Raw genomic sequence first — 26,883 nt, forward strand, 5'->3', positions numbered from 1 at the left:
AGATGTCGAAAGTCGGACGGATATTCTTCCCCGCCAATTCACGCCACGGCCTCTGGACGATTCCGCTGCTGGTCGCGATCTGCTGCTGTGTCGGCCTTGCGATATCGACGGCCGATTTCGTCAGCAGGCAGAATGTCCTTAACCTGTTTGCGCAGGCCGCCCCGCTGATTCTGGTCAGCATCGGCCAGATGATCGTCATCCTGGTGAAAGGTCTCGATCTCTCCGTCGGCTCGGTTGTCAGCCTCACCACCGGGATCCTGTCCCTGAACGCGCCCTTCTACGTGACGGTGCCCGCGGCGATGCTGACTGCCGCAGTGGTCGGGCTTCTCAACGGCGTCGCGGTGACGCGCTTTCGGGTGCATCCGATCATTGCGACGCTCTCGATCATGGGCATCACACAAGGCGCGGCCATGTTCGTGCGGCCGTCCGCCGGCGGCACGGTCGCATCCGAGATCGTTGCCCTCGTCAGCGGCGAGCTGTTCGGCATCTACATGCCGGTGATCTGGACCATCGCCGCGATTCTGGTCGGCTGGAGGATCGTGCATGGCTCGCGTTTCGGCCTGCACCTGTTCGCGATCGGCGGCGGCGAGACGGCCGCCACGTTCGGCATCGCCGAGCAGCGCAATGAGGTTGCCGCCTACGTGCTCAGCTCCTGCTTCGCGGCGGCGGCCGGCATCTTCCTTGCGGGCCGGATCGCCTCGGGCGATCCGAACATCGGCACGCAATATGCGGTGGATTCGATCACGGCGGTGGCGCTCGGCGGCACGCAGCTCGCCGGCGGCATCGGAAGCCTCCACGGCACCCTGATCGGCTGCGGACTTCTCGCCTTGATCGCGAACGGCATGAATCTCCTGAACGTGTCGGCCTTCGTCCAGACGATCGTGAAGGGGGCGATCCTGCTTCTCGTCATCGCACTCCAGCCACGCAAGAGCATCGGCCTGTAGATCATGACCTCCCGTTCGAGTCTGCTCCGCGCCGCGCTCCGGATCCCGCCGTCCTGCGTCGTATTTGCCGTGCTGCTGATCACCCTCTGGGTGCTGCGGCCGAACATGATGAATCCCGCGATCCTGGGAACGTTTGCTCGTCAGGTCGTGCCGCTCGGCATCGTCGTGCTCGGCCAGCTATTGGTGATCTCGTCGCGTTCAATCGATCTGTCGGCCGGCGGGATCATTCTGCTCGTCAATTATCTGATCTCGTCCGGGCTGCTCTACAGCTGGCCCCTGCTGCCAATCATTCTGCTTTGCCTCGGCGTCGGACTCGCGGTCGGTCTCGTCAACGGGCTGCTCGTCGGCAAGCGGCGCGCATCGGCCGTCATCGTCACGCTCGCGATCAACATCGTGCTGATCGGCCTCGTAGAATATCTCGCCAACGGCAAGCCGCCGGGCGACGTGCCGGCGGAATTCCGTGCGCTCTACAATCTGCGGTTCTGGACGATCCCGGCGCCCGTGATGTTCTGGATCGCGCTCGCCGGCATCATGAGCGCGTTCCTCGGCGCCTCCGTATTCGGACGCTTCGTGTGGTCGATCGGCAGCAATCCGACGTCGGCGTATTTCTCGGGCGTGCCGGTCGAGCGGACCGTTGTCGCTGCGCACGTGATCGCGGGCCTGATGTCCGCGGTCGCAGCCCTGGTGCAGACCTCATCGATTGCGGTCGGCAGCGTGCGGTTCGGTCCCGAGCTCGTGATGAACTCGATCGCCGCGACGATTCTCGGCGGCGTGGTTTTCGGCCGGCCTGCCGAGGTGTGGGGCCCGTTCGTTGGCGTCCTCTGCTTCGCGCTGCTGTTCGTCGTCATGACGACGATGGGCGTGCAGGAGCCGGGCAAGCTGATCGTCCAGGGCCTGATCATCCTGCTTGCCGCGATCTTCTACGGTCTACGATCCAAATCCAACTGAGTGAGGTCACGATGACGCGACGTATCCTGTGCTTTGGCGATTCCCTGACCTGGGGATGGATTGCCGTCCCGGAAGGGTCGCCGACGACTCGTTTTCCGTTCCACGAGCGCTGGACCGGCGCAATGGCCGCAGCGCTCGGCAAGGGCTACGAGATCATCGAGGAAGGCCTCAGCGCGCGCACAACGTCGATCGACGATCCCGTCGATCCGCGGCTCAACGGCTCGACCTATCTTCCCGCTGCGCTCGCAAGCCACATCCCGCTCGATCTCGTGATCCTGATGCTCGGCACCAACGACACCAAGAGCTACTACCACCGCACGTCCTATGAAATCGCGGTCGGCATGTCGAAGCTGGTTGCACAGGTCCTCACTTCGGCCGGCGGGGTAGGAACGATCTATCCGGCGCCGAAAGTCCTCGTCGTGGCGCCGCCGCCGCTCGCCGATCTGCCGGATCCCTGGTTTCAAGGCATGTTCGAGGGTGGTCGCGAGAAGACGGTTCAGCTCGCGGCACAATACAAGGCGCTGGCCAATTTCATGAAGGTCGAGTTCTTTGATGCCGGAAGTGTGGTGTCGACGGCGGGAGTGGATGGCATCCATTTTACCGCGAAGAACAACGCAGACCTGGGGACAGCCCTTGCGGCAAAGGTCGCCGCGCTCTTGCCTGGCTGATCGAGGCGACGCGCCGTGCGCCAGAAGTCGGCCTTATCATCCAGCGATGTCCGCTATTCGCCGTTCTCGGCGGAGAAGCGGACATCAGGTGCGCCGGAGCTGAGCGCGCCCGGTCCGATCAGGATGCGGACTCACTCGTCCTCGTCGTCTTCTTCCTCGTCGTCCTCGTCCTCATCCTCATCCTCGTCTTCTTCCACCTGGATGAGGGTGGCGAGTGGAAGCGTCTCGCGGAAGAGATCGCCTTCCATGCCCATCCAGAGGCAGAGCACGTCGTCGCCCTTGACCTCCGCGACGGTCAGCGGCTGGCCGCCCGACTTCAGCATGACGATATCGCCGGCTTTCAATTCCATGGATTGTCCTTTCGAGTTGATCGATCCGGACCACAGCTAGCAAGTTGTCATGACACGCCGAACACGGGCGATGATGGTCTGACGTTGCGCCGGAAAACAAGTCCTCGTGCCGAGGAGCCCGCGCGAGCGAGCGCCTCGAGGGATGGCCGCAAGCGAGCTGCTTGTCAGGGGACCGCGCTTCCATCGCCAGCATCCCGACGATGGCATCATGCGCCTGTGTTGCCCGACGGGTCAACGTGTTTTCGAAAAATCCGCAAGCCCTTGATCTTGCAGCAGCGCCTACTGTGCATGGGGTTGTTTTCGAGATTCAGCCCGGCACGAGTTCAGTCAGCGAGCGGATGATGCGATCGGGCTTGACCGTGGAGCCTTCGGGCAAGCCGTCGCCATGCACATCGATCCAGATCGCATAGATGCCGAGGCGCTGCGGCGTCACGACTTCCCATTCGAGATTGTCGCCGATCATCCAGGTGTCCGCAGGTGTGACGCCGAGCGCTTCCATCGCGTGCAGATAGGCGCGCTCCTCGGGCTTGCCGAAGCCGTGCTCGCCCTCGATCTGGATGTGGTCGAAGCGATGGGTCAGCTCGAAGCGCTCGACCTTGGCGCGCTGCATGTCGGCGGCGCCGTTGGTGACCAGCGCGAGCTTGACGCCGCGCGCCTTGAGCGCGTCGATCGCGTCATGGGCGCCGGGGAAGACGAAGATCGCTTCCTCGCGATAGGTGGTGAAGCGGTCGGCGAGACGCGCGGCGAGATCGTCGGAGAGCGCGCGATGCCCATTTGCGGCGAGCGCGGCAAAGCCGCCGCGCACCGTGAGCCGGCGTGCCTCGCCGAGCTTCATGCGCCACGCGGCTTCCGCAGTCGACCAGAACTGCCGCGCATAGGCCAGTACGGCCGTTGCGACCTGCGCCGGCGGCAGCGGTGCGAGTTCCTCTGCGAATTCTTCGGCGATCGTGTTCCAGGCGATCTCGGGCCGGCCATAGGCCGACAGGATGGTATCGTCCATGTCGATCAGCATGGCGCGGGGGAGGGGCTTCACTGCGGGCTTGGTCACGCTCATGGCCATTTCACCTCCGGCGGCAGCGACGACAGGATGGAGTCCACATTGCCGCCGGTCTTGAGCCCGAAGATGGTGCCGCGGTCGTAGAGCAGATTGAATTCGACATAGCGGCCGCGACGGATCAACTGCTCCTCACGGTCTTCAGCGGTCCAGGCGCTCGCGAAATTGCGTCTGACAAGATCGGGATAGATGTTGAGGAAGGCGCGGCCGACATCCTGAGTGAAGGCGAGATCGGCATCCCAGTCGCCGCTGTCGTGCCAGTCGTAGAAGATGCCGCCGATGCCGCGCGCCTCTTTCCGGTGCGGCAGATAGAAATACTCGTCGCACCATTTCTTGTACTTGTCGTAGTCGGCGACGCCGTTCGGACCGGTGCAGGCCTCCTTCATCGCGGCGTGGAAGGCGAGCGTGTCGGCGTCCTCCTGCGTGCGACGGCGGTCGAGCACCGGCGTCAGATCGGCGCCGCCGCCGAACCATGCCTTGGTGGTGACGACGAAGCGCGTGTTCATGTGCACGGCCGGCACGTGCGGATTGCGCAAGTGCGCGATCAGCGAGATGCCGGAGGCCCAGAACCGCGGGTCTTCGGCCGCGCCCGGAATCTGCGCGCGAAACTCCGGCGCGAACTCGCCATGCACGGTCGAGCAGTGCACGCCGACCTTCTCGAACAGGCGGCCCGACATCATCGACATCACGCCGCCGCCGCCTTTAGCTCCGCTGTGATCGGTGCGCTGCCACGGCGTCCGCCCGAAGCGGCCGGCGTCGCCTGGATAGAGGCCTTGCGGCGCGTCGTCTTCCAACTGCTCGAAGCTCGCGCAGATGTCGTCGCGCAGATGCTCGAACCAGGCGCGGGCGCGCGTCTTGCGGTCTTCAATCAGCTTGGGATCCAAGGTGGATGTCATGTGGTCACGCCTGCGGACCGTAATAGGTGCAGCTCTCGTAGCAACTGTCGCGGTGGATGCTGACGCGGGTCAGCTTGCCGACATGCGCCAGCCGCTCCCAGACGAAGCGCGACAGGTTTTCAAGCGTCGGGGTGCCCAGCGCCTCGATCTTGTTGAGGAACTTGTGGTCGAGCGTCAGCCTGACATCTTCGATCGCGCGCTGCAGCAGGCCGAGATCGATCACCATGCCGGTCGCAGGATCCGGCATCCCGCGCACCGTCACCTCGGCGCGGAAGGAGTGGCCGTGGATCTCTTCGCTCGCCTCACCAAAGGTCGTCCCCTTCAGCGTATGCGCCGCCTCGAAGCGGAACTGTTTCGTCAATTCCCACATCTGTCCGTTCAGTCCTATCTGATGCCGAGCGATTTATGCGTCTGCACGCTCAGCCGCCATTGCGGATGGCGCAGGCAATAATCGATCGCGCGCGCGGTGTTCTCGATGACCTCGGGCCCATCCATCGGCTGCAGCGAGAAGCGCTCGAAGGCGAGGCCCTCGAAAGTCTCGGGCACAGCGAGGGCCTGCGGATAGACCAGCTTCAGCTCGTGCCCCTGGCGCAGAACCAGTTCGCTGCCGCCCTTGGGGCTGACGCAGATCCAGTCGAGTCCCTCGGGCGGAGCCACCGTACCGTTGGTCTCGACGCCGATCTCGAAGCCGCGGGCATGGAGCGCGTCGACCAGGGCGTCATCGACCTGGAGCAGCGGCTCGCCGCCGGTCAGTACCACATAGCGGTTTTCGGCAGCGGCCGTCCATTGCGCAGCAATGGTGTCGGCAAGTTCCACGGCCGTAGCGTAGCGGCCGCCGAGCGTGCCGTCGGTGCCGACGAAATCCGTGTCGCAGAACTGACAAGTCGCGGCGGCGCGATCAGCCTCGCGGCCGCTCCAGAGGTTGCAGCCGGCAAAACGGCAGAACACGGATGCGCGTCCGGCATGGGCGCCTTCGCCTTGCAGGGTCAGGAAGATTTCCTTGACCGCGTAGCTCACTGGTCTCTCCTCAACAGTTCAATCTTGCGGGTTCCGGACCTGCCGGAGCGCTTCGCCTGCGGCCATCGCCGCGGTCATCGCCACATTCAGCGACCGCAGCCCCGGTGCAATCGGGATCACCAGCCGCGCATCCGCGGCCTCGACCACTGCGTCGGTGACGCCGGCGCTCTCGCGCCCGAATAGCAGGATGTCCGACGTCTGGTAATGGAAATCGCGGTAGTCGGTGGCGCCTTTGGTGGTGAACAGCAACAGGCGGTAGCCTTGTGCCGCCCGCCATTCCTCGAATTTCGACCAGGAATCGTGCCTGAGGATGCTGACGTGGTCGAGATAGTCCATTCCCGCCCGGCGGAAATGCCGGTCGGAGACCGGGAAGCCGGCCGGCTCGATGATGTGGGCGGCGATTCCCAGACAAGCGCACAGGCGGAGAATCGTGCCTGTGTTCTGGGGGATGTCAGGTTGGAAAAGTGCGATCTGCATGGGCGTCACAGGGGCGGTTGTGGGCCGGAAATGTCTCAATAAAACATCGCTGGCCGCGGAATTCGTGCATTGCACGCTCCCGCGCCGTTAGCGGGCTTGCGCTCGCCCGGCAAGGGTGCCAATAGAACGATTCTGGACTGCTGTTTTCGCCTTGTTTTGGCGAGGACGAGTGAAGTTCTGCCGCCGCGGGGGGCCGCGGGCGCCGGCAGCACTGTTCCGGGGACCTTGGGGGCTCCTGGAGCGGTTCCACCGGCCGCATAAGAAGAAAGGGTTGGAATCGTGACGACAGCGTCTTCGGCGGACCATCCGACACGCCGTGATTTCTTATTCGTTGCAACGGGGGCAGCTGCAGCAGTAGGGGGCGCGGCTGCGCTCTGGCCCTTTATCTCTCAAATGAATCCGGACGCCTCGACCATCGCCGCCGGTGCGCCGATCGAGGTTGATCTGAGCCCGGTTGCCGAGGGGCAGGACATCAAGGTGTTCTGGCGCGGCAAGCCGATCTACATCAGCCACCGCACCAAGAAGCAGATCGACGAGGCGCGCGCCGTTCCTGTGGCGAGCCTTCCCGATCCGCAGGCCGACGAAGCCCGGGTCAAGGCGGGCCACGACCAGTGGCTGGTCGTGATCGGCATCTGCACGCATCTCGGCTGCATCCCGATCGCCCATGAAGGCAATTACGACGGGTTCTTCTGCCCCTGCCATGGTTCGCAGTACGATTCGTCCGGTCGCATCCGTCAGGGGCCCGCGCCCGCGAACCTGCCGGTTCCGCCGTACCAGTTCGTTTCCGACACCAAAATCCAGATCGGCTGAGTTTCGGACCCGCGTCCGAAGCCTCCCGCCGTCTCGTCGTTTTATTTCCTCAGGATCGCATCATGAGCGGACCATCCGACTACCAGCCGAGCAATCCGGCACTGCAATGGATCGAGCGGCGCCTGCCGATCTTGGGCCTCGTCCATTCCTCCTTCGTCGTCTATCCCACCCCGCGCAATCTGAACTACTGGTGGACCTTCGGCGCGATCCTCTCCTTCATGCTGGGGATTCAGATCCTGACCGGCGTGATTCTGGCGATGCACTACACGCCGCATGCCGACCTCGCCTTCAAGTCGGTCGAGCTGCTCGTTCGCGATGTCAATTACGGCTGGCTGCTGCGCAACATGCACGCCTGCGGCGCGTCGATGTTCTTCTTCGCGGTCTACGTCCACATGCTGCGCGGCCTCTATTACGGCTCCTACAAGGAGCCGCGCGAGGTGCTCTGGATCCTCGGCGTCATCATCTATCTCTTGATGATGGCGACGGGCTTCATGGGGTACGTGCTGCCGTGGGGCCAGATGAGCTTCTGGGGCGCCACCGTCATCACCAATCTGTTCTCCGCCATTCCCTATGTCGGCGAGAGCATCGTGACCTTGCTGTGGGGCGGTTATTCGGTCGGCAATCCGACGCTGAACCGGTTCTTCTCGCTGCATTACCTGCTGCCGTTCCTGATCGCGGGCGTCGTCGTGCTCCACGTCTGGGCGCTGCACGTCGCCGGCCAGAACAATCCTGACGGCGTCGAGCCGAAGACGGAAAAGGACACGGTGCCGTTCACGCCGCATGCGACCATCAAGGATGGCTTCGGCGTCGCCTGCTTCCTGCTGCTCTACGCCTGGTTCATCTTCTACATGCCGAACTATCTCGGCGACGCCGACAACTACATTCCGGCGAACCCGGGCGTGACGCCGCCGCACATCGTGCCGGAATGGTATTACCTGCCGTTCTACGCGATCCTGCGCTCGATCCCGAACAAGCTCGCGGGCGTGATCGGGATGTTCTCGGCGATCATCATCCTGTGCTTCCTGCCCTGGCTCGATGCCGCCAAGACCAGGTCGTCGAAGTACCGTCCGCTGGCGAAACAGTTCTTCTGGATCTTCGTCGCGGTCTGCATCCTGCTCGGCTATCTCGGCGCGCAGCCGCCGGAAGGCATCTACGTGATCGCCGGCCGGGTCCTGACGGTTTGCTACTTCGCCTACTTCCTGATCGTGCTGCCACTGCTCTCGCGCATCGAGACGCCGCGGCCGGTGCCGAACTCGATCTCGGAAGCGATCCTCGCCAAGAGCGGCAAGGCGGTCGCCTCGATTGCGGTTGCGCTCGTTGCGGCGGGTGCGCTGTTCGTCGGCACCTTGCAGGATGCTCGCGCCGAGGAAGGCGGCACCAAGCCGCCCGGCAACAGCTGGTCCTTCGCGGGCCCTTTCGGCAAGTATGATCGCGGTGCGCTCCAGCGCGGCCTGAAGGTCTACAAGGAAGTCTGCTCGAACTGCCACGGCCTGTCCTTGGTCGCCTTCCGCAATCTCGGCGACCCCGGTGGTCCAGGCTATTCGGCGGCACAGGCCGCCGCCTTTGCCGCCGACTACAAGATCAAGGATGGTCCGAACGATACGGGCGACATGTTCGAGCGACCGGGCCGGCCGGCTGACTACTTCCCCTCGCCATTCCCGAACGAGCAGGCGGCTCGTGCGGCGAACGGCGGTGCGGCGCCGCCCGATCTGTCGCTGATCACCAAGGCGCGCTCCTATGGCCGCGGTTTCCCGATGTTCCTGGTCGACTTCTTCAGCCAGTATCAGGAGCAGGGCCCGGACTATGTCGACGCTGTGCTTCAGGGCTTCGAGGATAAGGTGCCGGCAGGCGTGACCATCCCGGAGGGCTCGTACTACAACAAGTACTTCCCGGGCCACGCCATCAAGATGCCGAAGCCGCTCAGCGATGGCCAGGTGACTTATGACGACGGCTCGCCGGCGACGGTCGCGCAGTACGCCCACGACGTCACCACATTCCTGATGTGGACCGCCGAACCGCACATGGAAGCGCGCAAGCGCCTCGGTCTCCAGGTCTTCGTGTTCCTGATCCTCTTCGCGTTCCTGATGTACTTCACCAAGAAGAAGGTCTGGGCCGACTCGCACTGAGCGGCCCATGCGAAACGAAACTGAAGAAGCCCCCGCAAGGGGGCTTTTTTGTTGATTTCTATTTGCCGTCATTCCGGGTTCGGCGCTGCGCCCCGTTCCGAATGACGGGAGTGTGGATTGCGCTACGCGCGTCCAGCGGCCAGAATGTGCGCAACCGCTCCCCCAAGAAACATCGTCGGAGGACACTATGGGAACCAGCATCACTTTCAAGCGTCCGGATGGCAAGGACGCCTCGGGCTATCTCGCCAATGCCGCTCGCGGCAATGCGCCGGGCGTGGTCGTGATCCAGGAATGGTGGGGCCTGTCGGACCAGATCAAGGGCCTGTGCGACCGCTTTGCGCTCGCCGGTTTCGATGCGCTGGCGCCCGATCTCTACAAGGGCAAGGTGGTGCCGTATCACGACACGGACGCGGCCGGCAAAGAGATGAACTCGCTCGACTTCATGGACGCCACCACGCAGACCGTGCGCGGCGCGACACAATATCTGTCGCGCAACGGCGCCAAGGTTGGCCTGACAGGCTTCTGCCTCGGCGGCGCTGTCACCATCATCGGCTCGGTGCATGTGCCGGAGCTCACCGCCGGTGTCGTGTTCTACGGCATTCCGCCGGAGCAGGCCGCCAAGCCCGCCGACGTCAAGATTCCGCTCCAAGCCCATTTCGCTAACAAGGACGATTGGTGCACGCCGGATCTGGTCAACGGGTTCGAGAAGGCCATGAAGGCTGCCGGCAAGTCGCTCGAACTGTTCCGCTATGACGCCGAGCACGCCTTCGTCAACGAGCAGCGCCAGGCCGTGCACGACCGTGAAGCCGCCGAGCTCGCCTGGGGCCGCGCGACGGAGTTTTTCAGGAAGCATCTGGGGTAATCGCCCGTAGCCCATAGTGCGGGGCGGCACCCTTGACGCCGTCCCCGGGCCATGGTGAGTATCCGGCCCATGAGCACCGCAGCCCGCCCATCCCGTCGTTGGTGGCGCACCTCCTAAGAGGTGGCCGGTGCGATTTATTTTCCAAAAATCGTCTGAGGTCGCCTGCACAGCGCGGCGGCCTGATCGTTTGTCCTGTGTGGCGTTCCCTCGGCAAGTTTCGTAAGAGGACGACATGAACAGGACAGTCTTTGCCCTTCCGGCACGAAGCGATTACGTCACCCGCGGCGGGCTTGCGATCACGCGCGTGGCCGAGCAATTCACCGGCGGCGCCAGCCGGCTCGACGATCTCGTCAACCTGCTCGATCGCCGCCGTGGCGTCGTGCTCTCCTCCGGCACGACCGTGCCGGGCCGCTACGAGAGCTTTGACCTCGGCTTCTCCGATCCGCCGCTCAAGCTCGAGACCACTGGCTTCAACTTCAAGCTGGAAGCGCTGAATGAGCGCGGGCAGGTGCTGATCGCCTTCCTCACTGAGGTCCTGCGCGAGCCCTGCGTCGTGATTTCCGAGAAGACCGCTTCGCGACTGTCAGGCCACATCATCCGCGGCGACGCGCCCGTTGAGGAAGACCAGCGTACACGACGCGCCAGCGTGATGTCGCTGGTGCGGGACCTCGTCGCCAGCTTCTCTTCCAATGACGACGGGTTGCTCGGTCTGTTCGGCGCCTTCGCTTACGACCTCGTGTTCCAGATCGAAGATCTGGTGCAGAAGCGTCGGCGCGAGGATGATCAGCGCGACATCGTGCTTTACGTCCCCGATCGCCTGCTCGCCTATGACCGCGCCACCGGCCGCGGCGCGATGCTCTCGTACGACTTCGCGTGGAAGGGAAAATCCACGGAAGGCCTGCCGCGCGAGACAGCCGAAAGCCCGTATCAGAAGACCCCGCGCCAGGGCTTTGCCGATCACGCGCCCGGCGAATATCAGGCCACCGTCGAGACCGCGCGCGCGGCCTTTGCCCGCGGTGATCTGTTCGAAGCCGTGCCCGGCCAGCTCTTCGCCGAGCCCTGCGGGCGCTCGCCAGCCGAAGTGTTCCAGCGCCTCTGCGTCATCAACCCGTCGCCCTACGGCGCGCTGATGAATCTCGGCGATGGCGAATTTCTCGTGTCGGCGTCGCCGGAAATGTTCGTGCGCTCCGATGGACGCCGGGTCGAGACCTGCCCGATCTCAGGTACCATCGCGCGCGGCACGGATGCGATCGGCGATGCCGAGCAGATCCGCCAGCTCCTGAATTCGGAGAAGGATGAGTTCGAGCTCAACATGTGCACCGACGTCGACCGCAACGACAAGGCGCGCGTCTGCGTGCCCGGCACGATCAAGGTGCTGGCGCGGCGTCAGATCGAGACCTATTCAAAACTGTTCCACACCGTCGACCATGTCGAGGGCATGTTGCGTCCCGGCTTCGACGCGCTCGATGCCTTCCTCACCCATGCCTGGGCCGTCACCGTGACAGGCGCGCCGAAGCTGTGGGCGATGCAGTTCGTCGAGGATCACGAGCGCTCGCCGCGCCGCTGGTATGCCGGCGCGATCGGCGCTGTGAACTTTGACGGCAGCATCAACACCGGCCTCACCATCCGCACCATCCGCATGAAAGACGGGCTCGCCGAGGTCCGCGTCGGCGCCACCTGCCTGTTCGACTCTGATCCCGCCGCTGAAGATCGCGAATGCCAGGTCAAGGCCGCGGCGCTGTTCCAGGCGTTGCGCGGCGATCCGCCGAAGCCGCTGTCGGCGTTTGCGCCTGATGCCACGGGTTCGGGCAAGCGCGTGCTGCTGATCGACCACGACGACAGCTTTGTGCACATGCTGGCCGATTATTTCCGCCAGGTCGGCGCCAGCGTCACCGTGGTCCGGTATGTGCACGCGCTCGACATGCTCAAGCAGAAGCGGTGGGATTTGCTGGTGCTGTCGCCCGGTCCCGGCCGCCCTGAGGATTTCGGGATCAAGACAACCATCGACGCGGCGCTGGAGAACAAGCTGCCGGTGTTCGGCGTCTGCCTCGGCGTGCAGGCAATCGGCGAATATTTCGGCGGCGAACTCGGCCAGCTCACCCATCCCGCACACGGCCGGCCTTCGCGGGTGCAGGTGCGCGGCGGGCGCCTGATGCGCAATCTGCCGAACGAGATCGTGATCGGCCGCTATCATTCGCTCTTCGTCGAGCGCGACAGCATGCCCGAAGTTCTGAGCGTAACTGCCAGCACCGAGGACGGCGTCGCCATGGCGCTGGAGCACAAGACGCTGCCGGTCGCCGGCGTGCAATTCCACCCGGAGTCGCTGATGTCGCTCGGCAACGAGGTGGGCTTGAAGATTGTCGAGAATGCGTTCCGGCTGGATGCGCCGGTCAATTGAGAGGCACCAATGACCTTTGACCACGATTTGAAGGCGAGCGTCCGCACCATCGTCGACTATCCCAAGCCGGGGATCATGTTCCGCGACATCACCACGCTGCTCGCGGATGCGCGCGCCTTCCGCCGGGCGGTCGACGAGCTGGTCAATCCCTGGGCCGGCAACAAGATCGACAAGGTCGCGGGCATGGAGGCGCGCGGCTTCATCATCGGCGGCGCGGTGGCGCATCAGCTCTCGGCCGGCTTCGTTCCGATCCGCAAGAAAGGCAAGCTGCCGCACACGACCGTGCGCATCGCCTATTCGCTGGAATATGGCATCGACGAGATGGAGATGCACGTCGATGCGATCCAGCCCGGCGAGCGCGTCATTCTGGTCGACGATCTCATCGCCACCGGCGGCACCGCGGAAGGCGCGGTGAAGCTGCTGCGCCAGATCGGCGCCAATGTCGTTGCCGCCTGCTTCATCATCGACCTGCCGGATCTCGGCGGCGCCGCCAAGCTGCGCGCCATGGACGTGCCGGTGCGCACGCTGATGACGTTCGAGGGGCACTGAAGGTCGACGCGATCGTCAGATCGCTTCCGCCTTCAGCTCGGCTCGCCAATGTGCCGCGCGCTCGTTCAGCAGCGCGTTCCTGACATAGGCGCTCTCCTCATCCTCCAGCCGCTCGCATTCGCCAAACGTCAGGCCGGCCTCACCGTGCGCGTTCCAGGCGGCCTGGAGGCTGCGGCAGGGGTGGTTGCCGTGGCGCAGGGTGAACCAGATGCGGTTCTGGATGGTCTCGACGTTCGGGGCCTGGCCGACCCAGGCTTCGCCTGAGGGCGTGCAGCGGACGACGAAAATGCCCGCAATGGTCTTCCGCTCCTTGTAGGCGGCGGTGGCTGCTTTCCGGTCGATGCTCACGAGGGGGCCTTGCTGAGGACGCTGTTGCGCCAACTCAGTACCTGCCGATCAGCCGCGCGTCAATATTACCCGGATAAATATTCAAGACCGCTGCAGGATCAGGCTGAGCTCGAGCTCGCGGAAGGCGAGGTAATTCCGCCGGACCCACTGGTGCAACTCGGTCGAGGAATCCTTCTCCTGGCGCAGATAGCCGGTGAAGGAGAAGTTCAGCCGGTCGATATAGGTCTTGAGGAAGCCGGGCAGCGCCGGCAGGCGGAACAGCCGGCCGCCGGCCATCGCGGGCGGCAGCTCGCCGCGGATGATGAATTCATTGTCGACGGTGATCAGGTTTACCCGCGGGATCTGCTGGCGCAGCATCTCATGAGCGCGAGCCGAGACGCGATCGGTGTCGGCGACGAACAGGATCATCGGCGCCACGTGCCGGCGTGCCGCTTCCTTCAGCAGGCCGATCTCGTCGGTCATCTTGAAGAACTCGTCGAAGGCGTGGAATCCGAGGTCGATCACCTTGGCGAGCCCGTCGTCGATGATGACGCGGTCCATCAGCTGCATCTTGCCGTAGGTGTCGACGACGTCAGCGGTCTCGGTCACCTTCGGCAGGTAATCGAGCAGCGACGGCTCTTTCAGATTGACGTCGAACGCCGTCACGTTGCCGTTCTTGAGCAGCAGGAATTCGGCGAGCAGCCGCGCCAGCAGGGTCTTGCCGACCTGCGGGCGGGGCGAGCAGATGATGTAAAGGGGCGTCGCGGACATCGACAGCTATATCAGGCCAACTGACCGCCCAATCCAGCCGTATCAGGCCGGCCTTCGCAACTATTTTTCGCTGTTGCGGGTCACGGGTTTCGAACCGACGATGTCGGTCAGCCGGATGCGGTCGAATTCGCTCCAGACGTTGGCCAGCCAGTGCCGGACATAGCCGCGCAGCACGAACGAATAATTCGCGGCCTCGTCGTTGACGCCCTTGTTGGCGACGAATTTCAGGAACGGAACGGACGACACCTCGACCTGCTCATAGGCCATTTCGTTGAGCTTCGGGATGGTCAGCTCTGTCGCGTCCTTGATGCGGTGGAAGTAGGAATTGTAGGTCGCCTGGTCCCACTGGAAGAACTGGGTGTCGTTGATGAAGTTCTTCACCAGGAAATATTTTGCGCCGGTCATGAAGCCCGCGGTTTCGGCGATCTCCTCGAGCGAGGCGATTGAGGGTCCGAGGATGTGGAACACCGCGAAGGTGATCTGGCCGGCCTTGGCGGCGTCGAGGAAGCCGATGTCGCGCAGCGAGGCCAGTGCGGGCGAGAGCAGGCCGGCGCGAACGTCGATCACGGTCACTGACGGGCTCACCGCATTGAGCGTATCGAAGATCTTCATCTGGTCCGACGTCGTCGTCATGTCGACGATTTCGGTGATGTCAGGGTGGAAGCGCTTCAGCGTTCCCCGCGGCGACTCCGTGTCGAACGCGCGGGTCGGCACGTTGTTGGCGGAAAAATAATCGAGCAAGGTACGCGACACCGTGGTCTTGCCGACCCCGCCCTTGTCCGCGCCCACCACAACCACTGCCGGCTTTGCCATTGCTGTCCCCTAACGCGCCCCCGATCGCGAGGTCGCAATCGGCCGGGCCCCAAATCGATGTCCCGAGTCTGCTGTTGGGCGCGAACATGGCAGAAACAAGGGAGAATTCAAATCTCAGGCCGTCCGTTGCGGCAATTCCCGGAGTTTTTCCCAAGGGCAGTGAAACCGGCTTGCGGTGCCGCAGATTGCACGCTCAGTGGCGGCCCCAAGGACCCATCGAGTTGCCCATGGGGTTGCCGATCGGATTGCCCAAGGGATTGCCGGCCGCGGTTCCGGACGCGCCCGGTGCGGGGATGGGCGGTGGCGCGGCCCGTCCGGCTGCGCCGTTCCACGGGCCCTGCGGCAGCGGAGGGTCCGGCTGATCGGCCTGCGCCTCGGGTTCGTCCGCGCTGGACTGTTCCGTCTCATCGGACGGCGGCGGCAGCGGACCGGGATCATGGCCGCCGGCGAACTTGACCAGCGCGTCGACGCGGGATTGCACGGAAGGGTGGGTCGCGAACAGATCGGAAAAGCCTTCGCGCGGATTGTCCAGGCACAGCTCCATCACCGCGGAGGTCGCGCCCGGCAACTCGCCGCGGCCTTCGATCTTGCGTAGCGCCGAGATCATGGCGTCGGGATTTTTCGTCAGCTCGACCGAGCCGGCATCGGCCAGATATTCGCGCGAGCGCGACAGCGCGAGCTTGACCACCTGCGACACCAGCCAGGCCACCACGATCAGCACCACGGCGATGATGATGACCACGATGGCGCCGCCGCCCGAGCTCTTGCTGTCGCTCGACGACGAGGACGACCGCGACGACGAGGAAGAGGAACCTGACGACCACGAGCCGCCGGAGCTCCAGCTCAAATTCGTGAACAGGCGGAAGAACAATTCGCCGAAGAAGCCGACCACGCCTGCGATGATCACGGCGACCACCATCAGCTGCACGTCGCCGTTCTTGATGTGGGTCAACTCGTGGCCCAGCACCGCCTCGATCTCCTGGTCGTTCAGCGCCTTCAGGAGACCCGTGGTGACGGTGACAGCGTATTGCCGCGGATTGAGGCCGGTCGCGAACGCGTTCAGCGCCGGACTGTCCATGATCTTCAGCTTCGGCATGGTGATGCCGCGCGAGATGCAGAGATTTTCGAGCAGATTGTAGAGCCGCGGCTCTTCCTGCCTGCTAACGTCGTGGCCGCCGGTGACCGCGTCGATCATCGACTGGTGGAAGAAATAGGCGATGATGATCCAGGCCACGGCCGCGATCGTCGCAAAGGGAAAGGCGACGATGAGATCGTGGAGGGCACGGTTCAGATAATAGGCAACGGTCCCATTGCCGTTGGTGACGACTTCGGCAACCAGCGCGCCGGCAAAGACCAGCACATAGACCAGCGCGAACAGGCCGCCGAGCAGCAGCATCGAACGAAATTTGTTCGAGGCGATGTGCGTGTAGAGACCATACGCGGCCATGACGCGTTGCCCTGCCGGCCTGTCGGCTCAGATCAGAATTTCACCTGAGGCGCGGCCTCGACCTCGGTGCGGCTGGCGCCGAGATCGAAGAAGTCCTTCCTGGTGAAGCCGAACATGCCGGCGAACAACGCGGCGGGCATCTGCTGGATGCCGGTGTTGTATTCCTGGACCGCGTTGTTGAAGAAACGGCGGCTCGCGGCGATCTTGTTCTCGAGATCGGAGAGCTCGGATGCGAGCTGCTGGAAATTGGCGTTGGCCTTGAGGTCGGGATAGGCCTCCGACAGCGCGATCAGCCGGCCGAGCGCGCCGGACAGCTGGTTCTCGGCGGCGGACACCTGCGAAGGTCCTTGCGCCGACATCGCCGAATTGCGGGCCTTGATGACGTCGTCGAGCGTGCCGCGCTCGTGCGAGGCATAACCCTTCACCGTCTCGACCAGGTTCGGAATCAGGTCGTGACGCTGCTTGAGCTGGACGTCGACGTCGGCAAAGGCCTGGCCGACACGCTGGCCCAGCGCCACCAGCCGGTTGTAGGCGCTGAAGGCGAACAGCACGAGGACGACGATGACGCCGAGAACGATCCAGCCGGTCGACATGGAAAACTCCTGAAGGGAAATTAGGGCGGACAGCGTAACCCAAATAGGGCCGGGGGGAGAGCCCCGCGCGGAGGGAAGGTAAGACTTGGTCGGATCGGGAGCCATCCGAGTTCAAGGGAAAGGCGCCGAAAGAGGTTAACTCTTGGACAGAACGGCATCACCCCAGCGCCAGCGACGGGCGCCTGCGTAAGCGGCCTTGTCGCGCCGAGGGACCTTGGCGAGTTCGACGCCGTCCTCGGTGCAGAGCTTTGCCGCGATCTCGGCCTTGCCGACGTCGGGCGGCGCCAGCACGCGCGCGGCGCGTGTCGTCGGCGGCGTGCGGATCAGCGCGACGTAGATGAAGCGCTCGTCCTCGAACGGCACATCGGCGCCTTTGATCTGGCGGTGCGCTTGCGAGCGCGGCAGGCGCTGGTTGAAATGGCACCAGTCGGGCGCCATGAGCGGACAGGCCTTTTCGTGCGGACAGGGGGCGGCGACATAAGCGCCCAGTCCGATCAACTGCTGGCGTAGCGCGAGGATGCGGGCATAGCCGGCGGGCGTGCCGGGCTCGATCACGACCAGCGCCTGGCGCGCTTTGGTCCACATTGTCTCGGCGAGCTTGCGCTGATCGCTCTCACCGAGCTCGCCGATGATGTAGCTCGCGACGACGAGATCGGCTTGCGAAGCTTCGGCGAGGTTCGTGGCGGCATCGCCGGGCAGATAACGGCACTCCGAGAGGCGTGAGCTGTCGCGCGCCAGTTCGAGTGCGAGCCGGCTCAGCGTCGCGTTGGCGTCGAGCAGCGTGAAATCCTGCAGTGACGAAAACGCTTCCGCTGCGGCCCAGCTTGCGGTGCCCGGGCCAGCGCCGACGTCGAGCAGCGTTTCCGGGGCGAGATCGGGTGCGATCTCGGTGAGTGCGTTCAGACTAGCGGCGACGGCGGCGTAAGTGGCCGGCATGCGCGCGAGCGCATAGGCGAGCGCATCGGCGTCCGACTTGATCGTGCCGGAGCCGCCGCCGGCGCGATAGGTGGTGGAGATTTTCTGCGAGCGCTGCGCGGCGTCGGTACGGGAAAAGCCCTGCAGCCTCGCGTCGAGCGCGGCCTTGAGTTCGGCGGGGAGGGTGGGTGAGATCATGTTGGCCTACCGTCATTCCGGATTCGACTGCGCGAGGTCCGGAATGACGGCAGAGATATCACGCCACGTTCTGGTCGAGAATGTCCACTGCCTCGGACAGGCTTACCGAGACGAGCTGGGAGACACCGCGCTCGGCCATGGTGACGCCGAACAAGCGGTTCATCCGCGCCATCGTGATCGGATTGTGCGTGATGATGACGAAGCGCGTGTCGGTCGAGCTGGTCATCTCGTGCAGCAGGTTGCAGTACCGTTCGACGTTGTGGTCGTCGAGCGGCGCGTCGACTTCGTCCAGCACGCAGATCGGCGAGGGGTTGGTCAGGAACACCGCGAAGATCAGCGCCATCGCGGTCAACGCCTGCTCACCGCCCGAGAGCAGCGACAGGGTCTGCGGCTTCTTGCCCGGCGGCTTGGCGATGATTTCGAGGCCGGCTTCCAGCGGGTCGTCGCTCTCGATCAGATGCAGCGCGGCCTCGCCGCCGCCGAACAGCTCGACGAACAGGCGCTTGAAGTGGTTGTTGACGACCTCGAACGAGGTCAAGAGGCGCTCGCGGGCTTCCTTGTTGAGGCTCTGGATACCCTGGCGCAGACGCTTGATGGCTTCCACGAGGTCATCGCGCTCGGTGACGAGGCCGGTGTGCTGGGTTTCGACCTCGCGCAGCTCTTCCTCGGCGCGGAGGTTGACGGCGCCCAGACGCTCGCGGTCGCGGCGCATCTTTTCGAGGTCTTCCTCGATGTCGTGCAGCGGCGGCAGCTCGGCACCGGGCTCGAGCTCGGCGAGGCCGGCAACGGCCTGCGGCTCGACTTCGAGCATGTCGCGGATCTCGCGCTCGATGTCTTCCAGACGACGCCGCGAACCTTCCATGCGCTCCTCGGCGCGGGCGGTGGCCTCGCGCGAGCTAGAGAGGGCTTCGAGGGTCAGCTTGGCGACGCGATCGGTTTCGGCCATCGCGGTCTCGGCGGTCGCGAGCGCGTCGGCCGCCATGCGGCGGTCGTTCTCGGCGTACTCGATCTCGGTGATCAGCGCGCTGCGCTTCTCCGCGAACACGGCGGGCGCGTTTTCGAGATCGCTGCGCTCGATGGTGAGTTCGGCGATACGGGCCTGAATGGTGTCGATATGGGAGGCCGCGCTCTCCTTGCGGTTCTGCCATTCAGTGCGCTCGGCGAGGATCGCCTGGACGCGGCGGTCGGCCAGCTCAGCCTCGCGCGCCAGCGCCTGCGCCTCGGCACGAACCTGCGCGGCGATGCGGCGCTGGCCTTCGATATCGCTGCGGACGGCGGCGAGACGGGTCTCGGTGTCCTCGCTCGACGGCAGCTCGCTGATGCCGGCCTCGGCATATTCGTAGGCGGCCTCGGCCTCGGCGCGGTCGGCGGCGAGACGGCTGTGGGCTTCCGACAGCGTCGCCTTGCGCGCGGCGTGACGGCTGATCTCGCGCTCGGCGGCCGCGTGGCGCTCACGCGCGATGTTCAGCTCGCGCTGCGCGGCGCGCCAGGCTTCGCGGCTGGCACCTTCAGTGCTGGCCGCCATCTGCAGCTCGGACTCGGCATTCTCCAGCGCCTGGCGCTTGATCTGCGCGTCGATGCGGGCCTGCTCCAGCTCGTTCTCGATGTCGACGAGGCGGGCGCGCTCGGCAAGGCGGCGTGCGGCGCCGGTCGGGGCGTGGGCGGCGGCGACAAAGCCGTCCCAGCGCCAGACGTCGCCTTCCGGCGAAACCAGCCGCTGGCCGGTCTTGAGCTGCGAGACCAGCTCGGCACCGCGCTCGCGGGGCACCACGCCGATTTGCGCCAGGCGGCGCGTCAGTTCGGCCGGGGCCTGAACGTGGTTGGCGAGCGGAGTGACGCCTTCGGGCAGCTCCGGATCGCCGTCGGTGACGCCGGCATTGGTCCAGCGCATCGGCGCGGAGGGATCGACCGGCGCATCGAGATCGTCGCCGAGTGCGGCGCCGATGGCCTTTTCAAAGCCCTTGTCGACGGTAATGCCGTCGATGATCGGCGGCCACAGATTCTTGGTCTCGCCGTTGACGATCTTCGAGATCGTGCGCGCCTCGGTGTCGAGCCGCTGCACGCGCTTGTCGGCTTCGACCAGCGGCGAGCGCGAGGCTTCCAGCGTCTGGCGGGCGGCGACATGAGCGGCTTCGCTCGCCTGGGCCGCGGCTTCCGATGCTGCCAGCGTCTGCTCGGCGGTCTCGACCGTTGCAGTCAGCTCGTCGAGATCGCCGAAGCCGCCGGTGTCTGCGGCAAGCTTCTGCTCTTCCGCGGTGACATTGCCGATCTCCTGGTCGAGCCGCGCGAGCTTGTCGCGATGGGTGCGGACGTTGGCTTCGAGTTGGTTGCGCTTTGCGGTGAGGTCGGCGAGCGCGGTAGTGAGTTCGGAGAATTGCTGCTCGGTCTCGGTCAGCACCGCCTCGGCTTCGCCGACCCGCTCGTCGACGCCGGAGCGCTTCTCGACGCGTGACTTGATCTCTTCCTTCAGCTCGGAATCTTCACTGTCGAGCCGCTGCAGGGCGACGTCGGCGTCCATGGTTTGCTGCTGAGCACGGGAAATGTCGCCTTCGAACTGGGCAAGGCGGCGCTCGAGCTCGGCGACGCGCTCCTTGGCACGCTCTTCCTCGCGGTCGAGCAGCTCGCGAGCATTGGTCAGGCGCTGAAGGCCTGCCGCGGCGCGCGCTTCGGCATCGCGCAGCGCCGGCATTTCAGCAGCGCGGATCGCCTGGATGCGGGCAGCTTCAGCCTGGTGCTGGGTGCGTTCGGCCATCTCTCGCACGGCGAGATCATGGGTCTGGCCGGATTCGTTGACGTCGGCATGGGCGCCGATCCAGCGCAGATGGAACAGCGTGGCTTCGGCCTTGCGAACCTTGGCGGCAACCTCGCGATAGCGCACGGCCTGGCGGGCCTGCTTCTTCAGGCCTTCCATCTGGCCGGAGAGCTGGCCGATCACGTCCTCGACGCGGGTAAGGTTGGTTTCGGCCGCCTTCAGCCGCAGCTCGGCTTCGTGGCGGCGGGCGTGCAGACCGGCAACGCCGGCGGCGTCTTCCAGCACGCGGCGGCGCTGCTCGGGCTTGGCCTGAATGATCTCGCCGATCTTGCCCTGGTGGACGAGAGCCGGCGAGCGCGCGCCGGTGGCAGCATCCGCGAACAGGATCTGCACGTCACGTGCGCGCACGTCGCGGCCGTTGATGCGATAGACCGAGCCCGCTTCGCGCTCGATACGGCGGGAGATTTCGAGCAGCTGACTGTCGTTCATCGCCGCCGGCGCAGTGCGATCGGCATTGTCGATCGTCATCGTCACTTCGGCGTGGTTGCGCGCGGGACGATTGCCCGAGCCTGCGAAGATCACCGCGTCCATGTCGGCGGCGCGCAAGCTTTTGTAAGACGTTTCGCCCATCGCCCAGCGCAGCGCCTCGACGAGGTTCGACTTGCCGCAACCGTTGGGTCCGACCACGCCGGTCAAGCCGGGCTCGATGACGAAGTCCGTGGGCTCAACGAAGGACTTGAAGCCGTGAAGGCGCAGGCGGGTGATTTTCATAAGCACGCATCTCTGTTGGCAGGCGCGAATCTCCCTGCCGTGACAATACCATGGAAGGCAATGTCGCTGTTGGGGCGAGTCGCGCGGGGCGCCTCATGCGGCGGACAATGGCCGCGGTGCGCCGCGAGGGCAACCTGCCAAAGCCGCTTTTCCCAAGGGATTTATGCCGGGAAAGCTACGGCTTTTGAGATGCGAATCAGAGTCTTGACGAGCGAATCAGCTCTTCAGCAGCGGATTGATCTTCTTGGCGAACTCCTCGAACGAGGTCTCGCCCTTGATCTTCTCGCCGTTGATGAAGAAGGTCGGCGTGGAATCGACCTTCAGCACCTCGCTCGCATATTTCTGGTCGGCGGCGATCTTGTCGAGCAGCGCCTGGTCCTTCAGGCAGGTCTCGACCTGCTGCTGGGTCAGGCCGGCCTGCTTGCCGATCCGCGTCAGGGTCTCCGTGGTGTTCTTCACCACCCAGTCGTTCTGCTGGCGGAACAGCATGTCGGTGACGGCGAAATATTTCCCCGCGTCGTCCTTGGCGATGCAGCGCGACAGCATCGAGCCGGCCGCGGCTTTGATGTCGAGCGGGAACTCGCGGAAGATGTAACGGATCTTGCCGGTGTCGATGTATTCCGATTTGATCTTGGGGAACACCTGCTCGTTGAAAGCCGCGCAGTGCGGGCAGGTCATCGAGGCGTATTCGGTGATGGTGACGGCGGCGTCCTTCGGGCCGAGCGCCATGTCGGGCAGCGACACCGGCTTGGCAACGTCGGCGGCGGACTGCGCCATGGCTTCAGAAATGAACCGCAGCGGCGAGAGCCCGGCGATCGCGGCAAGACCGGTCAGCGACAGCATCGTGGTGAAGGCGCGGCGGGTGATGATCAAGGTCGGCTCCCGAATTGGCGTGGTCTCGCCCCAAGCACGGGATCAAGTTCCCGCCCGGGCGGCCTGTCGCTAGCTTGAAACGTGGTTTGAGGCAATGGCGAGCGGCAAGGACGGGTCCAGATTGGCGTCAGAATAAGGCTCAATTTCGCTTGATGGCGGCCCCGAGCCGCGCCAGCGCCGACTTCAGTTCTTCATCCTCGATGTCCACCAGGCCCTCCGCCACCTTGGCGACGGCCTTGGGGTCGGGCGGACCGGGCCGCACCGGGCGCCGCGGGCGCGACAGGGGAGCCTGGCGAAAGGCGAGCTTGCCGACGGCGCTCCAGCCGAAGAAGCGGTTGACCCGCTCCAGGATCACGTCGGCGGAGTGCTGGATCTCCAGCGCCATCGGGCCCTCGACCCGCAGCACCAGCGTTGCCGGCTCCTGCGGCTGGCCCTCGACCGGCCGGGGCCATTGCATCTTCAGCGGCTCGGCATGCGCGGCAATCTCGGGCCCGGCGATCTGCGCCCAGCGCGTCACCAGTTCGCGCACCGCAAAGCCCTGCTTGGCATAGGCCTCGGCAAAGACGTCGTTGAGGAGGATCCCGAGCGGCTTGGCGCTGATGGGGCCGGGCTTGGGTGGGAATTTGGCCATGGGCCCCTATAGCACTTTGGCCCTTCGGCCGCATGCGCTTCGCCGTCATGGACGAGCTTTGTCCCAGCCATCCACTCTTTGGTGAAGAAAGGCGTGGATGCCCGCGACAAGCGCGGGCATGACGTGGAGAGGTCGGGGCGTTGTCGCTACAGTGAGAGCATGAGCCCGAAATCCGCCCTCAAGGCCAAGTCGGAACCGCCGCAGCCAGCAGCATCGTCGCGCCCGATCGCACTTCTGCAGTGGTACGACCGCTACCGCCGTCGTCTGCCCTGGCGCGCTGCACCCGGCGAGACGTCGGATCCCTATCGGGTCTGGCTGTCGGAGATCATGTTGCAGCAGACCACGGTGAAGGCGGTCGGGCCTTATTTCGAAAAATTCGTGGCGCGCTGGCCCGACGTCACGGCGCTCGGGAATGCCTCGCAGGATGACGTGCTGCGGATGTGGGCCGGGCTCGGCTATTATTCGCGTGCGCGCAATCTCTATGCCTGCGCCGTCGCCGTGACGCGCGAACATGGTGGCGTCTTCCCCGACACGGAGGAGGGCCTGCGTGCGTTGCCGGGGATAGGTCCCTACACGGCGGCGGCGATTGCGGCGATTGCGTTCGATCGTCACACCATGCCCGTCGACGGGAATATCGAGCGCGTGGTGTCGCGCCTGTACGCGGTCGAGGAGGAACTGCCGCAGGCAAGACCGCTCATCCAGCAACTGGCAGCAACGCTGCTTGCCAACTCCCGTGCGGGCGACAGTGCGCAGGCGCTGATGGATCTGGGCGCCTCCATCTGCACGCCGAAGAAGCCGGCCTGCTCGCTCTGTCCGTTCACCGAGGATTGCACGGCACGGGTGCTGGGTACGCAGGAGACGTTTCCGCGCAAGGCGCCAAAGAAGAGCGGGACGTTGCGGCGTGGCGCTGCCTTCGTCGTCACGCGTGGCAACGAACTGCTGGTCCGCTCGAGGCCCGAGAAAGGCCTGCTTGGCGGCATGACCGAAGTGCCGGGTTCTGACTGGCTCGCCGGCCAGGAGGATACGACTGCGAAGCAGCAGGCGCCGGACCTGAAGGGACTATCGCGCTGGCAGCGGAAGGTGGGCGTGGTCACCCACGTCTTCACCCATTTCCCGCTGGAGCTCGTGGTCTACACCGCGAAAGCCGAAGCCCGCACGCGTGCGCCCGAGGGCATGCGCTGGGTGCCGATCGCGACGCTGGCCGACGAGGCGCTGCCCAACGTCATGCGCAAGGTGATTGCGCACGCACTGGACTGACCGCTCAGGCGGCGCGCGCGGCGCGCTCGTCGCCCGCCGGCATCAGGAAGGTGCGGTTGCGCCCGGTTTTCTTGGCGACATAGAGGCCCTGGTCGGCGCGCTCGATGACGTCCTGCACGTCGCGGTCGCTTTCGTCGAACAAAGCGAGCCCGACCGAGACGGTGAGGCGGATGACGGTGTCGCCATGGCGCACCGTCGCGCTCTCGATCGAGGACCTGATGCGGTCGGCGAGCAGCACGGCGGTTTCCTGGTCGATCTCGCGCAGCAGCACCACGAATTCCTCGCCGCCGAAGCGGGCCGCCTTGTCGGTGGTCCGGATCGACTGGCTGACGATCTCGGCGACATGCCTGATCGCGCCGTCACCGGCCGCGTGTCCATAAGTGTCGTTGATCTTCTTGAAGTGATCGATGTCGATCATCAAGGTCGCCATGTTGCGCTTGTAGCGGCGGCTGAACGCGACGGCATCGTCGGCGACGGCGAGGAAGGAGCGACGGTTCATCAGGCCGGTCATGAAGTCGGTGTCGGCGAGCTCGCGCAGCTTCAGCATGTCTTCCTGGAGCTGCATCGCGTTTTCGCTTGCGCGCAGTTCTGCCTCCCTGGTGCGTTCCTCGGCATGGCCGATGCGCCGCAGCAGCGAACGCAGCGCGCGCGAGAGCTGCACGACTTCGACCGAGCCGCTCTGCCGCGCCAGCATGGTCGGGCCATGGGCACGCCCGATCCGGTCGGCTTCCTGCGTAAGGGCGATGAGCGGGCCCGCGATCCGGCGCGAGACCAGCACGGCCAGCGACAGAGCGATCAGCGCGGTCGCGGCACCGATCATCAGGATCAACTGCGCCGACGAGATCGCCGCCTTCAGCGCCACGCTTGCCGGCTGGCTCGCGGTGACGATCCAGTTCAGGCCCTGATAGTCGCGGTGACCGTTGCCGACGTGGAATGCGGTCAGCATCTGCTGCCCGTCCCGCGTTTCGCGAAAGCTGCCATCGCGGGCATTCAGGATGCCGGCGAGATCGTCGCCGCTGTAGCGGATGGTTTCTTTCTGCGGCCCGAGCAAGACCATGCCGCCCTTGCTGAGGATCGACAGCGTCGAGTCGGCGTTGTTGTCGGTGGCCTCCACGTCCTTGATCAGATTGCTGGCCCAATCCCAATTCAGATGCCCGCCGAGCACGCCGAGCAGCTTTCCGGCGGAATCGCGCACAGGCAGCGCGATGTCGACGAAGCGATAGGGCTCGTTGTTGGCACGCTGCGTCAGCAGCGACGACAGCAGCACGGCCTCATGCACATCGCCGACCGCGACCTTCTCGAGACCCTGCTTGAACCAGGGGCGTGCAGCAACGGACTTGCCTTGCAGCAAACCTCCGGTCGAGGCGACGACGTTGCCGTTGAGGTCGGCGAAACCGATCCAGGCGAATTCGGAGAACGTGCGCTGGAAATCCTCCAGCGAGCTGCGCAGCGTGTCCGCATTACCCTGCCACAACGTCTGCATCGGTTGCAGGTCGGCGAACAGCTTCATCTCCTGCTGGCGCGCCGCCATGAAGCGATCGAGCCGGCCGGAAGCCAGGGACGCGGTCCCGGCGAGGCTGCTCTCGATGAGCGCCGCGGTGTTTCTGTAGCTGATCATCGCGGCGCCGGCCGCGAGCGTGCCCACGAGCACGATGGACATGGCTGCCACGGCCGCAGCGATCTGCGTCCGCACCGTCAGATGATCTTCGATCGCGTGCAGGCGGTTGGCGACCTGCCGGAAGAGGGCTCGCATGGAAAGGCTCCGGTGTCACCGTCGCTCATGCCATGTCGTAACTTCCAACCGCTTACCGGCTGATTTCCGATTTGGATCGTATTGAATCGGTCGTGAAGCCGGTTGGTTGAAGGGAGCTTAATCGGACGCGCAATGTCTTGAATTCGTACAGTTTTCCGTAAGTCCCCGGGCTTTTGCGCGTCGACGGATCGCCTGCTGCCATGAGGGTGTCAGCAGGCCCGGACTATTGATCGACGGCAATGGAGGTTCGCATGGTCAAGACCGCGCTCGACAACTTCACGAGGCCGCCCTGCGCCGAGCTGCTCGGATGGCGCCTGCTCGAGGCCCGCCCCGAAGACGGCTGGATCAAGCTCGGCTTCGAGGGCAAGCCGGAGTTCTGCAACCCGGCGGGCTTCATCCAGGGCGGCATGCTCTCCGCCATGCTCGACGACACGATGGGCCCCGCGGTGCTGGTGATGAGCGAGGGCCGGCTCTACACGACGACCATCAGCATGACGGTGAATTTTCTCAGCCCCGCAAGGCCAGGGCCGATCATTGGTGAAGCCAAGGTGACGCAGCTCGGCAAGACGATTGCGTTCGTGGAGGCGAAGCTGATGACGGAGGACGGCGCGGTGCTGGCGACCGCGAGCGCGAGTGAACGCTTGCTGGAGGCAGCGAGGGCGGTGAAGTGAGGTCGATGGCTC

The 26,883-nt window shown here is 64.9% G+C and carries 26 protein-coding genes; 10 read left to right on the top strand and 16 right to left on the bottom strand.

What is annotated here, in order from left to right:
* Positions 1–2 precede the first annotated feature (2 nt).
* The 3 genes from JQ631_RS00535 to JQ631_RS00545 are packed head-to-tail and all read left to right on the top strand — an operon-like array spanning position 3 to position 2,560.
* Positions 3–944, top strand: a complete 942-nt coding sequence (locus tag JQ631_RS00535) for an ABC transporter permease (RefSeq protein WP_212322737.1) — start codon at positions 3–5, stop codon at positions 942–944.
* Positions 945–947: 3 nt separating this feature from the next.
* Positions 948–1,892: an ABC transporter permease gene (locus JQ631_RS00540; RefSeq protein ID WP_212322739.1), complete on the top strand. Its 945-nt coding sequence runs from the start codon at positions 948–950 to the stop codon at positions 1,890–1,892.
* An 11-nt stretch (positions 1,893–1,903) separates the two neighbouring features.
* Positions 1,904–2,560, top strand: coding sequence for an SGNH/GDSL hydrolase family protein (locus JQ631_RS00545; RefSeq protein ID WP_212322741.1), 657 nt, complete (start codon positions 1,904–1,906; stop codon positions 2,558–2,560).
* 131 nt (positions 2,561–2,691) lie between these two features.
* Here the strand turns inward: JQ631_RS00545 and JQ631_RS00550 are convergent, their stop codons facing one another.
* From JQ631_RS00550 to JQ631_RS00575, 6 genes are all read right to left on the bottom strand, one after another.
* Positions 2,692–2,910 (bottom strand): YodC family protein, encoded by a 219-nt coding sequence (locus JQ631_RS00550; protein ID WP_212322743.1) that lies wholly within the window; start codon positions 2,908–2,910, stop codon positions 2,692–2,694.
* A gap of 307 nt (positions 2,911–3,217) precedes the next feature.
* Entirely contained in the window at positions 3,218–3,964 is a 747-nt protein-coding gene (locus JQ631_RS00555; RefSeq protein WP_433995490.1) for an HAD family hydrolase, read from the bottom strand.
* The gene (hemF, locus tag JQ631_RS00560) at positions 3,961–4,860 is read right to left on the bottom strand and encodes an oxygen-dependent coproporphyrinogen oxidase (RefSeq protein WP_212322749.1); all 900 of its coding nucleotides are present in this window, start codon (positions 4,858–4,860) and stop codon (positions 3,961–3,963) included. The genes JQ631_RS00555 and hemF overlap by 4 nt, the downstream gene beginning before the upstream one ends.
* Before the next feature lie 4 nt (positions 4,861–4,864).
* On the bottom strand, positions 4,865–5,230 hold the full coding sequence (locus JQ631_RS00565; RefSeq protein WP_212322752.1) for a 6-pyruvoyl trahydropterin synthase family protein: 366 nt from the start codon (positions 5,228–5,230) through the stop codon (positions 4,865–4,867).
* Between the two features lie 14 nt (positions 5,231–5,244).
* Positions 5,245–5,877, bottom strand: a complete 633-nt coding sequence (gene queE / locus JQ631_RS00570) for a 7-carboxy-7-deazaguanine synthase (RefSeq protein ID WP_212322755.1) — start codon at positions 5,875–5,877, stop codon at positions 5,245–5,247.
* 18 nt (positions 5,878–5,895) lie between these two features.
* Positions 5,896–6,354 carry a tRNA (cytidine(34)-2'-O)-methyltransferase gene (locus JQ631_RS00575; RefSeq protein ID WP_212322758.1) on the bottom strand — a complete coding sequence of 153 codons (459 nt, stop codon included), beginning with the start codon at positions 6,352–6,354 and terminating at the stop codon, positions 5,896–5,898.
* 279 nt (positions 6,355–6,633) lie between these two features.
* On the opposite strand from JQ631_RS00575, the gene petA reads away from it, so the two are divergent.
* The 5 genes from petA to JQ631_RS00600 all read left to right on the top strand — a co-directional run bounded on the left by petA (position 6,634) and on the right by JQ631_RS00600 (position 13,099).
* Positions 6,634–7,164, top strand: a complete 531-nt coding sequence (petA, locus tag JQ631_RS00580) for a ubiquinol-cytochrome c reductase iron-sulfur subunit (protein WP_212322761.1) — start codon at positions 6,634–6,636, stop codon at positions 7,162–7,164.
* A gap of 62 nt (positions 7,165–7,226) precedes the next feature.
* Positions 7,227–9,290: a cytochrome b/c1 gene (gene fbcH / locus JQ631_RS00585; protein WP_212322764.1), complete on the top strand. Its 2,064-nt coding sequence runs from the start codon at positions 7,227–7,229 to the stop codon at positions 9,288–9,290.
* Between the two features lie 187 nt (positions 9,291–9,477).
* On the top strand, positions 9,478–10,152 hold the full coding sequence (locus JQ631_RS00590) for a dienelactone hydrolase family protein (protein WP_212322769.1): 675 nt from the start codon (positions 9,478–9,480) through the stop codon (positions 10,150–10,152).
* Between the two features lie 232 nt (positions 10,153–10,384).
* Positions 10,385–12,550: an anthranilate synthase component I gene (locus JQ631_RS00595; RefSeq protein ID WP_212322781.1), complete on the top strand. Its 2,166-nt coding sequence runs from the start codon at positions 10,385–10,387 to the stop codon at positions 12,548–12,550.
* A gap of 9 nt (positions 12,551–12,559) precedes the next feature.
* Positions 12,560–13,099, top strand: coding sequence for an adenine phosphoribosyltransferase (locus tag JQ631_RS00600; RefSeq protein WP_212322784.1), 540 nt, complete (start codon positions 12,560–12,562; stop codon positions 13,097–13,099).
* Between the two features lie 15 nt (positions 13,100–13,114).
* Here JQ631_RS00600 and JQ631_RS00605 read toward each other — a convergent pair whose 3' ends face one another.
* The 9 genes from JQ631_RS00605 to JQ631_RS00645 form a co-directional block, all read right to left on the bottom strand.
* Positions 13,115–13,447: a GIY-YIG nuclease family protein gene (locus JQ631_RS00605; protein ID WP_212322787.1), complete on the bottom strand. Its 333-nt coding sequence runs from the start codon at positions 13,445–13,447 to the stop codon at positions 13,115–13,117.
* Between the two features lie 81 nt (positions 13,448–13,528).
* Positions 13,529–14,197 carry a P-loop NTPase family protein gene (locus tag JQ631_RS00610; protein WP_212322790.1) on the bottom strand — a complete coding sequence of 223 codons (669 nt, stop codon included), beginning with the start codon at positions 14,195–14,197 and terminating at the stop codon, positions 13,529–13,531.
* 60 nt (positions 14,198–14,257) lie between these two features.
* A complete protein-coding gene (locus JQ631_RS00615) occupies positions 14,258–15,010 on the bottom strand; it encodes a P-loop NTPase family protein (protein WP_212322792.1) in 753 nt (250 codons plus the stop codon).
* Positions 15,011–15,203: 193 nt separating this feature from the next.
* Positions 15,204–16,457: a M48 family metallopeptidase gene (locus JQ631_RS00620; RefSeq protein ID WP_212322795.1), complete on the bottom strand. Its 1,254-nt coding sequence runs from the start codon at positions 16,455–16,457 to the stop codon at positions 15,204–15,206.
* 32 nt (positions 16,458–16,489) lie between these two features.
* Positions 16,490–17,050, bottom strand: a complete 561-nt coding sequence (locus JQ631_RS00625; RefSeq protein ID WP_212322797.1) for a LemA family protein — start codon at positions 17,048–17,050, stop codon at positions 16,490–16,492.
* A 135-nt stretch (positions 17,051–17,185) separates the two neighbouring features.
* The gene (locus JQ631_RS00630) at positions 17,186–18,163 is read right to left on the bottom strand and encodes a small ribosomal subunit Rsm22 family protein (protein WP_212322799.1); all 978 of its coding nucleotides are present in this window, start codon (positions 18,161–18,163) and stop codon (positions 17,186–17,188) included.
* Positions 18,164–18,221: 58 nt separating this feature from the next.
* Complete coding sequence (gene smc / locus JQ631_RS00635; protein ID WP_212322801.1) at positions 18,222–21,686, bottom strand: chromosome segregation protein SMC; 3,465 nt, start codon at positions 21,684–21,686, stop codon at positions 18,222–18,224.
* A gap of 216 nt (positions 21,687–21,902) precedes the next feature.
* Positions 21,903–22,559, bottom strand: coding sequence for a DsbA family protein (locus tag JQ631_RS00640; protein ID WP_212322802.1), 657 nt, complete (start codon positions 22,557–22,559; stop codon positions 21,903–21,905).
* A 139-nt stretch (positions 22,560–22,698) separates the two neighbouring features.
* The gene (locus JQ631_RS00645; RefSeq protein ID WP_212322804.1) at positions 22,699–23,190 is read right to left on the bottom strand and encodes a DUF721 domain-containing protein; all 492 of its coding nucleotides are present in this window, start codon (positions 23,188–23,190) and stop codon (positions 22,699–22,701) included.
* A gap of 159 nt (positions 23,191–23,349) precedes the next feature.
* Between JQ631_RS00645 and mutY the strand changes: the two genes are divergently transcribed.
* Complete coding sequence (gene mutY / locus JQ631_RS00650; RefSeq protein ID WP_212322807.1) at positions 23,350–24,447, top strand: A/G-specific adenine glycosylase; 1,098 nt, start codon at positions 23,350–23,352, stop codon at positions 24,445–24,447.
* Positions 24,448–24,451: 4 nt separating this feature from the next.
* On the opposite strand, the gene JQ631_RS00655 is transcribed toward mutY, so the two are convergent.
* Positions 24,452–26,200, bottom strand: coding sequence for a sensor domain-containing diguanylate cyclase (locus JQ631_RS00655; protein WP_212322810.1), 1,749 nt, complete (start codon positions 26,198–26,200; stop codon positions 24,452–24,454).
* 251 nt (positions 26,201–26,451) lie between these two features.
* On the opposite strand from JQ631_RS00655, the gene JQ631_RS00660 reads away from it, so the two are divergent.
* Positions 26,452–26,871, top strand: coding sequence for a PaaI family thioesterase (locus tag JQ631_RS00660; RefSeq protein ID WP_212322814.1), 420 nt, complete (start codon positions 26,452–26,454; stop codon positions 26,869–26,871).
* Positions 26,872–26,883: the final 12 nt, after the last annotated feature.

This window comes from Bradyrhizobium manausense, assembly GCF_018131105.1.
GTDB classification, from domain to species: domain Bacteria; phylum Pseudomonadota; class Alphaproteobacteria; order Rhizobiales; family Xanthobacteraceae; genus Bradyrhizobium; species Bradyrhizobium manausense_B.

Excerpts from the sequence above, each read along its gene's own strand:
- JQ631_RS00615 (WP_212322792.1), bottom strand. The coding sequence starts at position 15,010 with ATGGCAAAGCCGGCAGTGGTTGTGGTGGGCGCGGACAAGGGCGGGGTC.
- JQ631_RS00590 (WP_212322769.1), top strand. The coding sequence starts at position 9,478 with ATGGGAACCAGCATCACTTTCAAGCGTCCGGATGGCAAGGACGCCTCG.
- JQ631_RS00595 (WP_212322781.1), top strand. The coding sequence starts at position 10,385 with ATGAACAGGACAGTCTTTGCCCTTCCGGCACGAAGCGATTACGTCACC.
- JQ631_RS00610 (WP_212322790.1), bottom strand. The coding sequence starts at position 14,197 with ATGTCCGCGACGCCCCTTTACATCATCTGCTCGCCCCGCCCGCAGGTC.
- JQ631_RS00550 (WP_212322743.1), bottom strand. The coding sequence starts at position 2,910 with ATGGAATTGAAAGCCGGCGATATCGTCATGCTGAAGTCGGGCGGCCAG.
- JQ631_RS00535 (WP_212322737.1), top strand. The coding sequence starts at position 3 with ATGTCGAAAGTCGGACGGATATTCTTCCCCGCCAATTCACGCCACGGC.
- smc (WP_212322801.1), bottom strand. The coding sequence starts at position 21,686 with ATGAAAATCACCCGCCTGCGCCTTCACGGCTTCAAGTCCTTCGTTGAG.
- mutY (WP_212322807.1), top strand. The coding sequence starts at position 23,350 with ATGAGCCCGAAATCCGCCCTCAAGGCCAAGTCGGAACCGCCGCAGCCA.
- JQ631_RS00645 (WP_212322804.1), bottom strand. The coding sequence starts at position 23,190 with ATGGCCAAATTCCCACCCAAGCCCGGCCCCATCAGCGCCAAGCCGCTC.
- JQ631_RS00625 (WP_212322797.1), bottom strand. The coding sequence starts at position 17,050 with ATGTCGACCGGCTGGATCGTTCTCGGCGTCATCGTCGTCCTCGTGCTG.
- JQ631_RS00620 (WP_212322795.1), bottom strand. The coding sequence starts at position 16,457 with ATGGCCGCGTATGGTCTCTACACGCACATCGCCTCGAACAAATTTCGT.
- JQ631_RS00630 (WP_212322799.1), bottom strand. The coding sequence starts at position 18,163 with ATGATCTCACCCACCCTCCCCGCCGAACTCAAGGCCGCGCTCGACGCG.
- JQ631_RS00660 (WP_212322814.1), top strand. The coding sequence starts at position 26,452 with ATGGTCAAGACCGCGCTCGACAACTTCACGAGGCCGCCCTGCGCCGAG.
- fbcH (WP_212322764.1), top strand. The coding sequence starts at position 7,227 with ATGAGCGGACCATCCGACTACCAGCCGAGCAATCCGGCACTGCAATGG.
- JQ631_RS00600 (WP_212322784.1), top strand. The coding sequence starts at position 12,560 with ATGACCTTTGACCACGATTTGAAGGCGAGCGTCCGCACCATCGTCGAC.
- JQ631_RS00540 (WP_212322739.1), top strand. The coding sequence starts at position 948 with ATGACCTCCCGTTCGAGTCTGCTCCGCGCCGCGCTCCGGATCCCGCCG.
- JQ631_RS00655 (WP_212322810.1), bottom strand. The coding sequence starts at position 26,200 with ATGCGAGCCCTCTTCCGGCAGGTCGCCAACCGCCTGCACGCGATCGAA.
- JQ631_RS00555 (WP_433995490.1), bottom strand. The coding sequence starts at position 3,964 with ATGAGCGTGACCAAGCCCGCAGTGAAGCCCCTCCCCCGCGCCATGCTG.
- JQ631_RS00565 (WP_212322752.1), bottom strand. The coding sequence starts at position 5,230 with ATGTGGGAATTGACGAAACAGTTCCGCTTCGAGGCGGCGCATACGCTG.
- JQ631_RS00545 (WP_212322741.1), top strand. The coding sequence starts at position 1,904 with ATGACGCGACGTATCCTGTGCTTTGGCGATTCCCTGACCTGGGGATGG.
- JQ631_RS00575 (WP_212322758.1), bottom strand. The coding sequence starts at position 6,354 with ATGCAGATCGCACTTTTCCAACCTGACATCCCCCAGAACACAGGCACG.
- hemF (WP_212322749.1), bottom strand. The coding sequence starts at position 4,860 with ATGACATCCACCTTGGATCCCAAGCTGATTGAAGACCGCAAGACGCGC.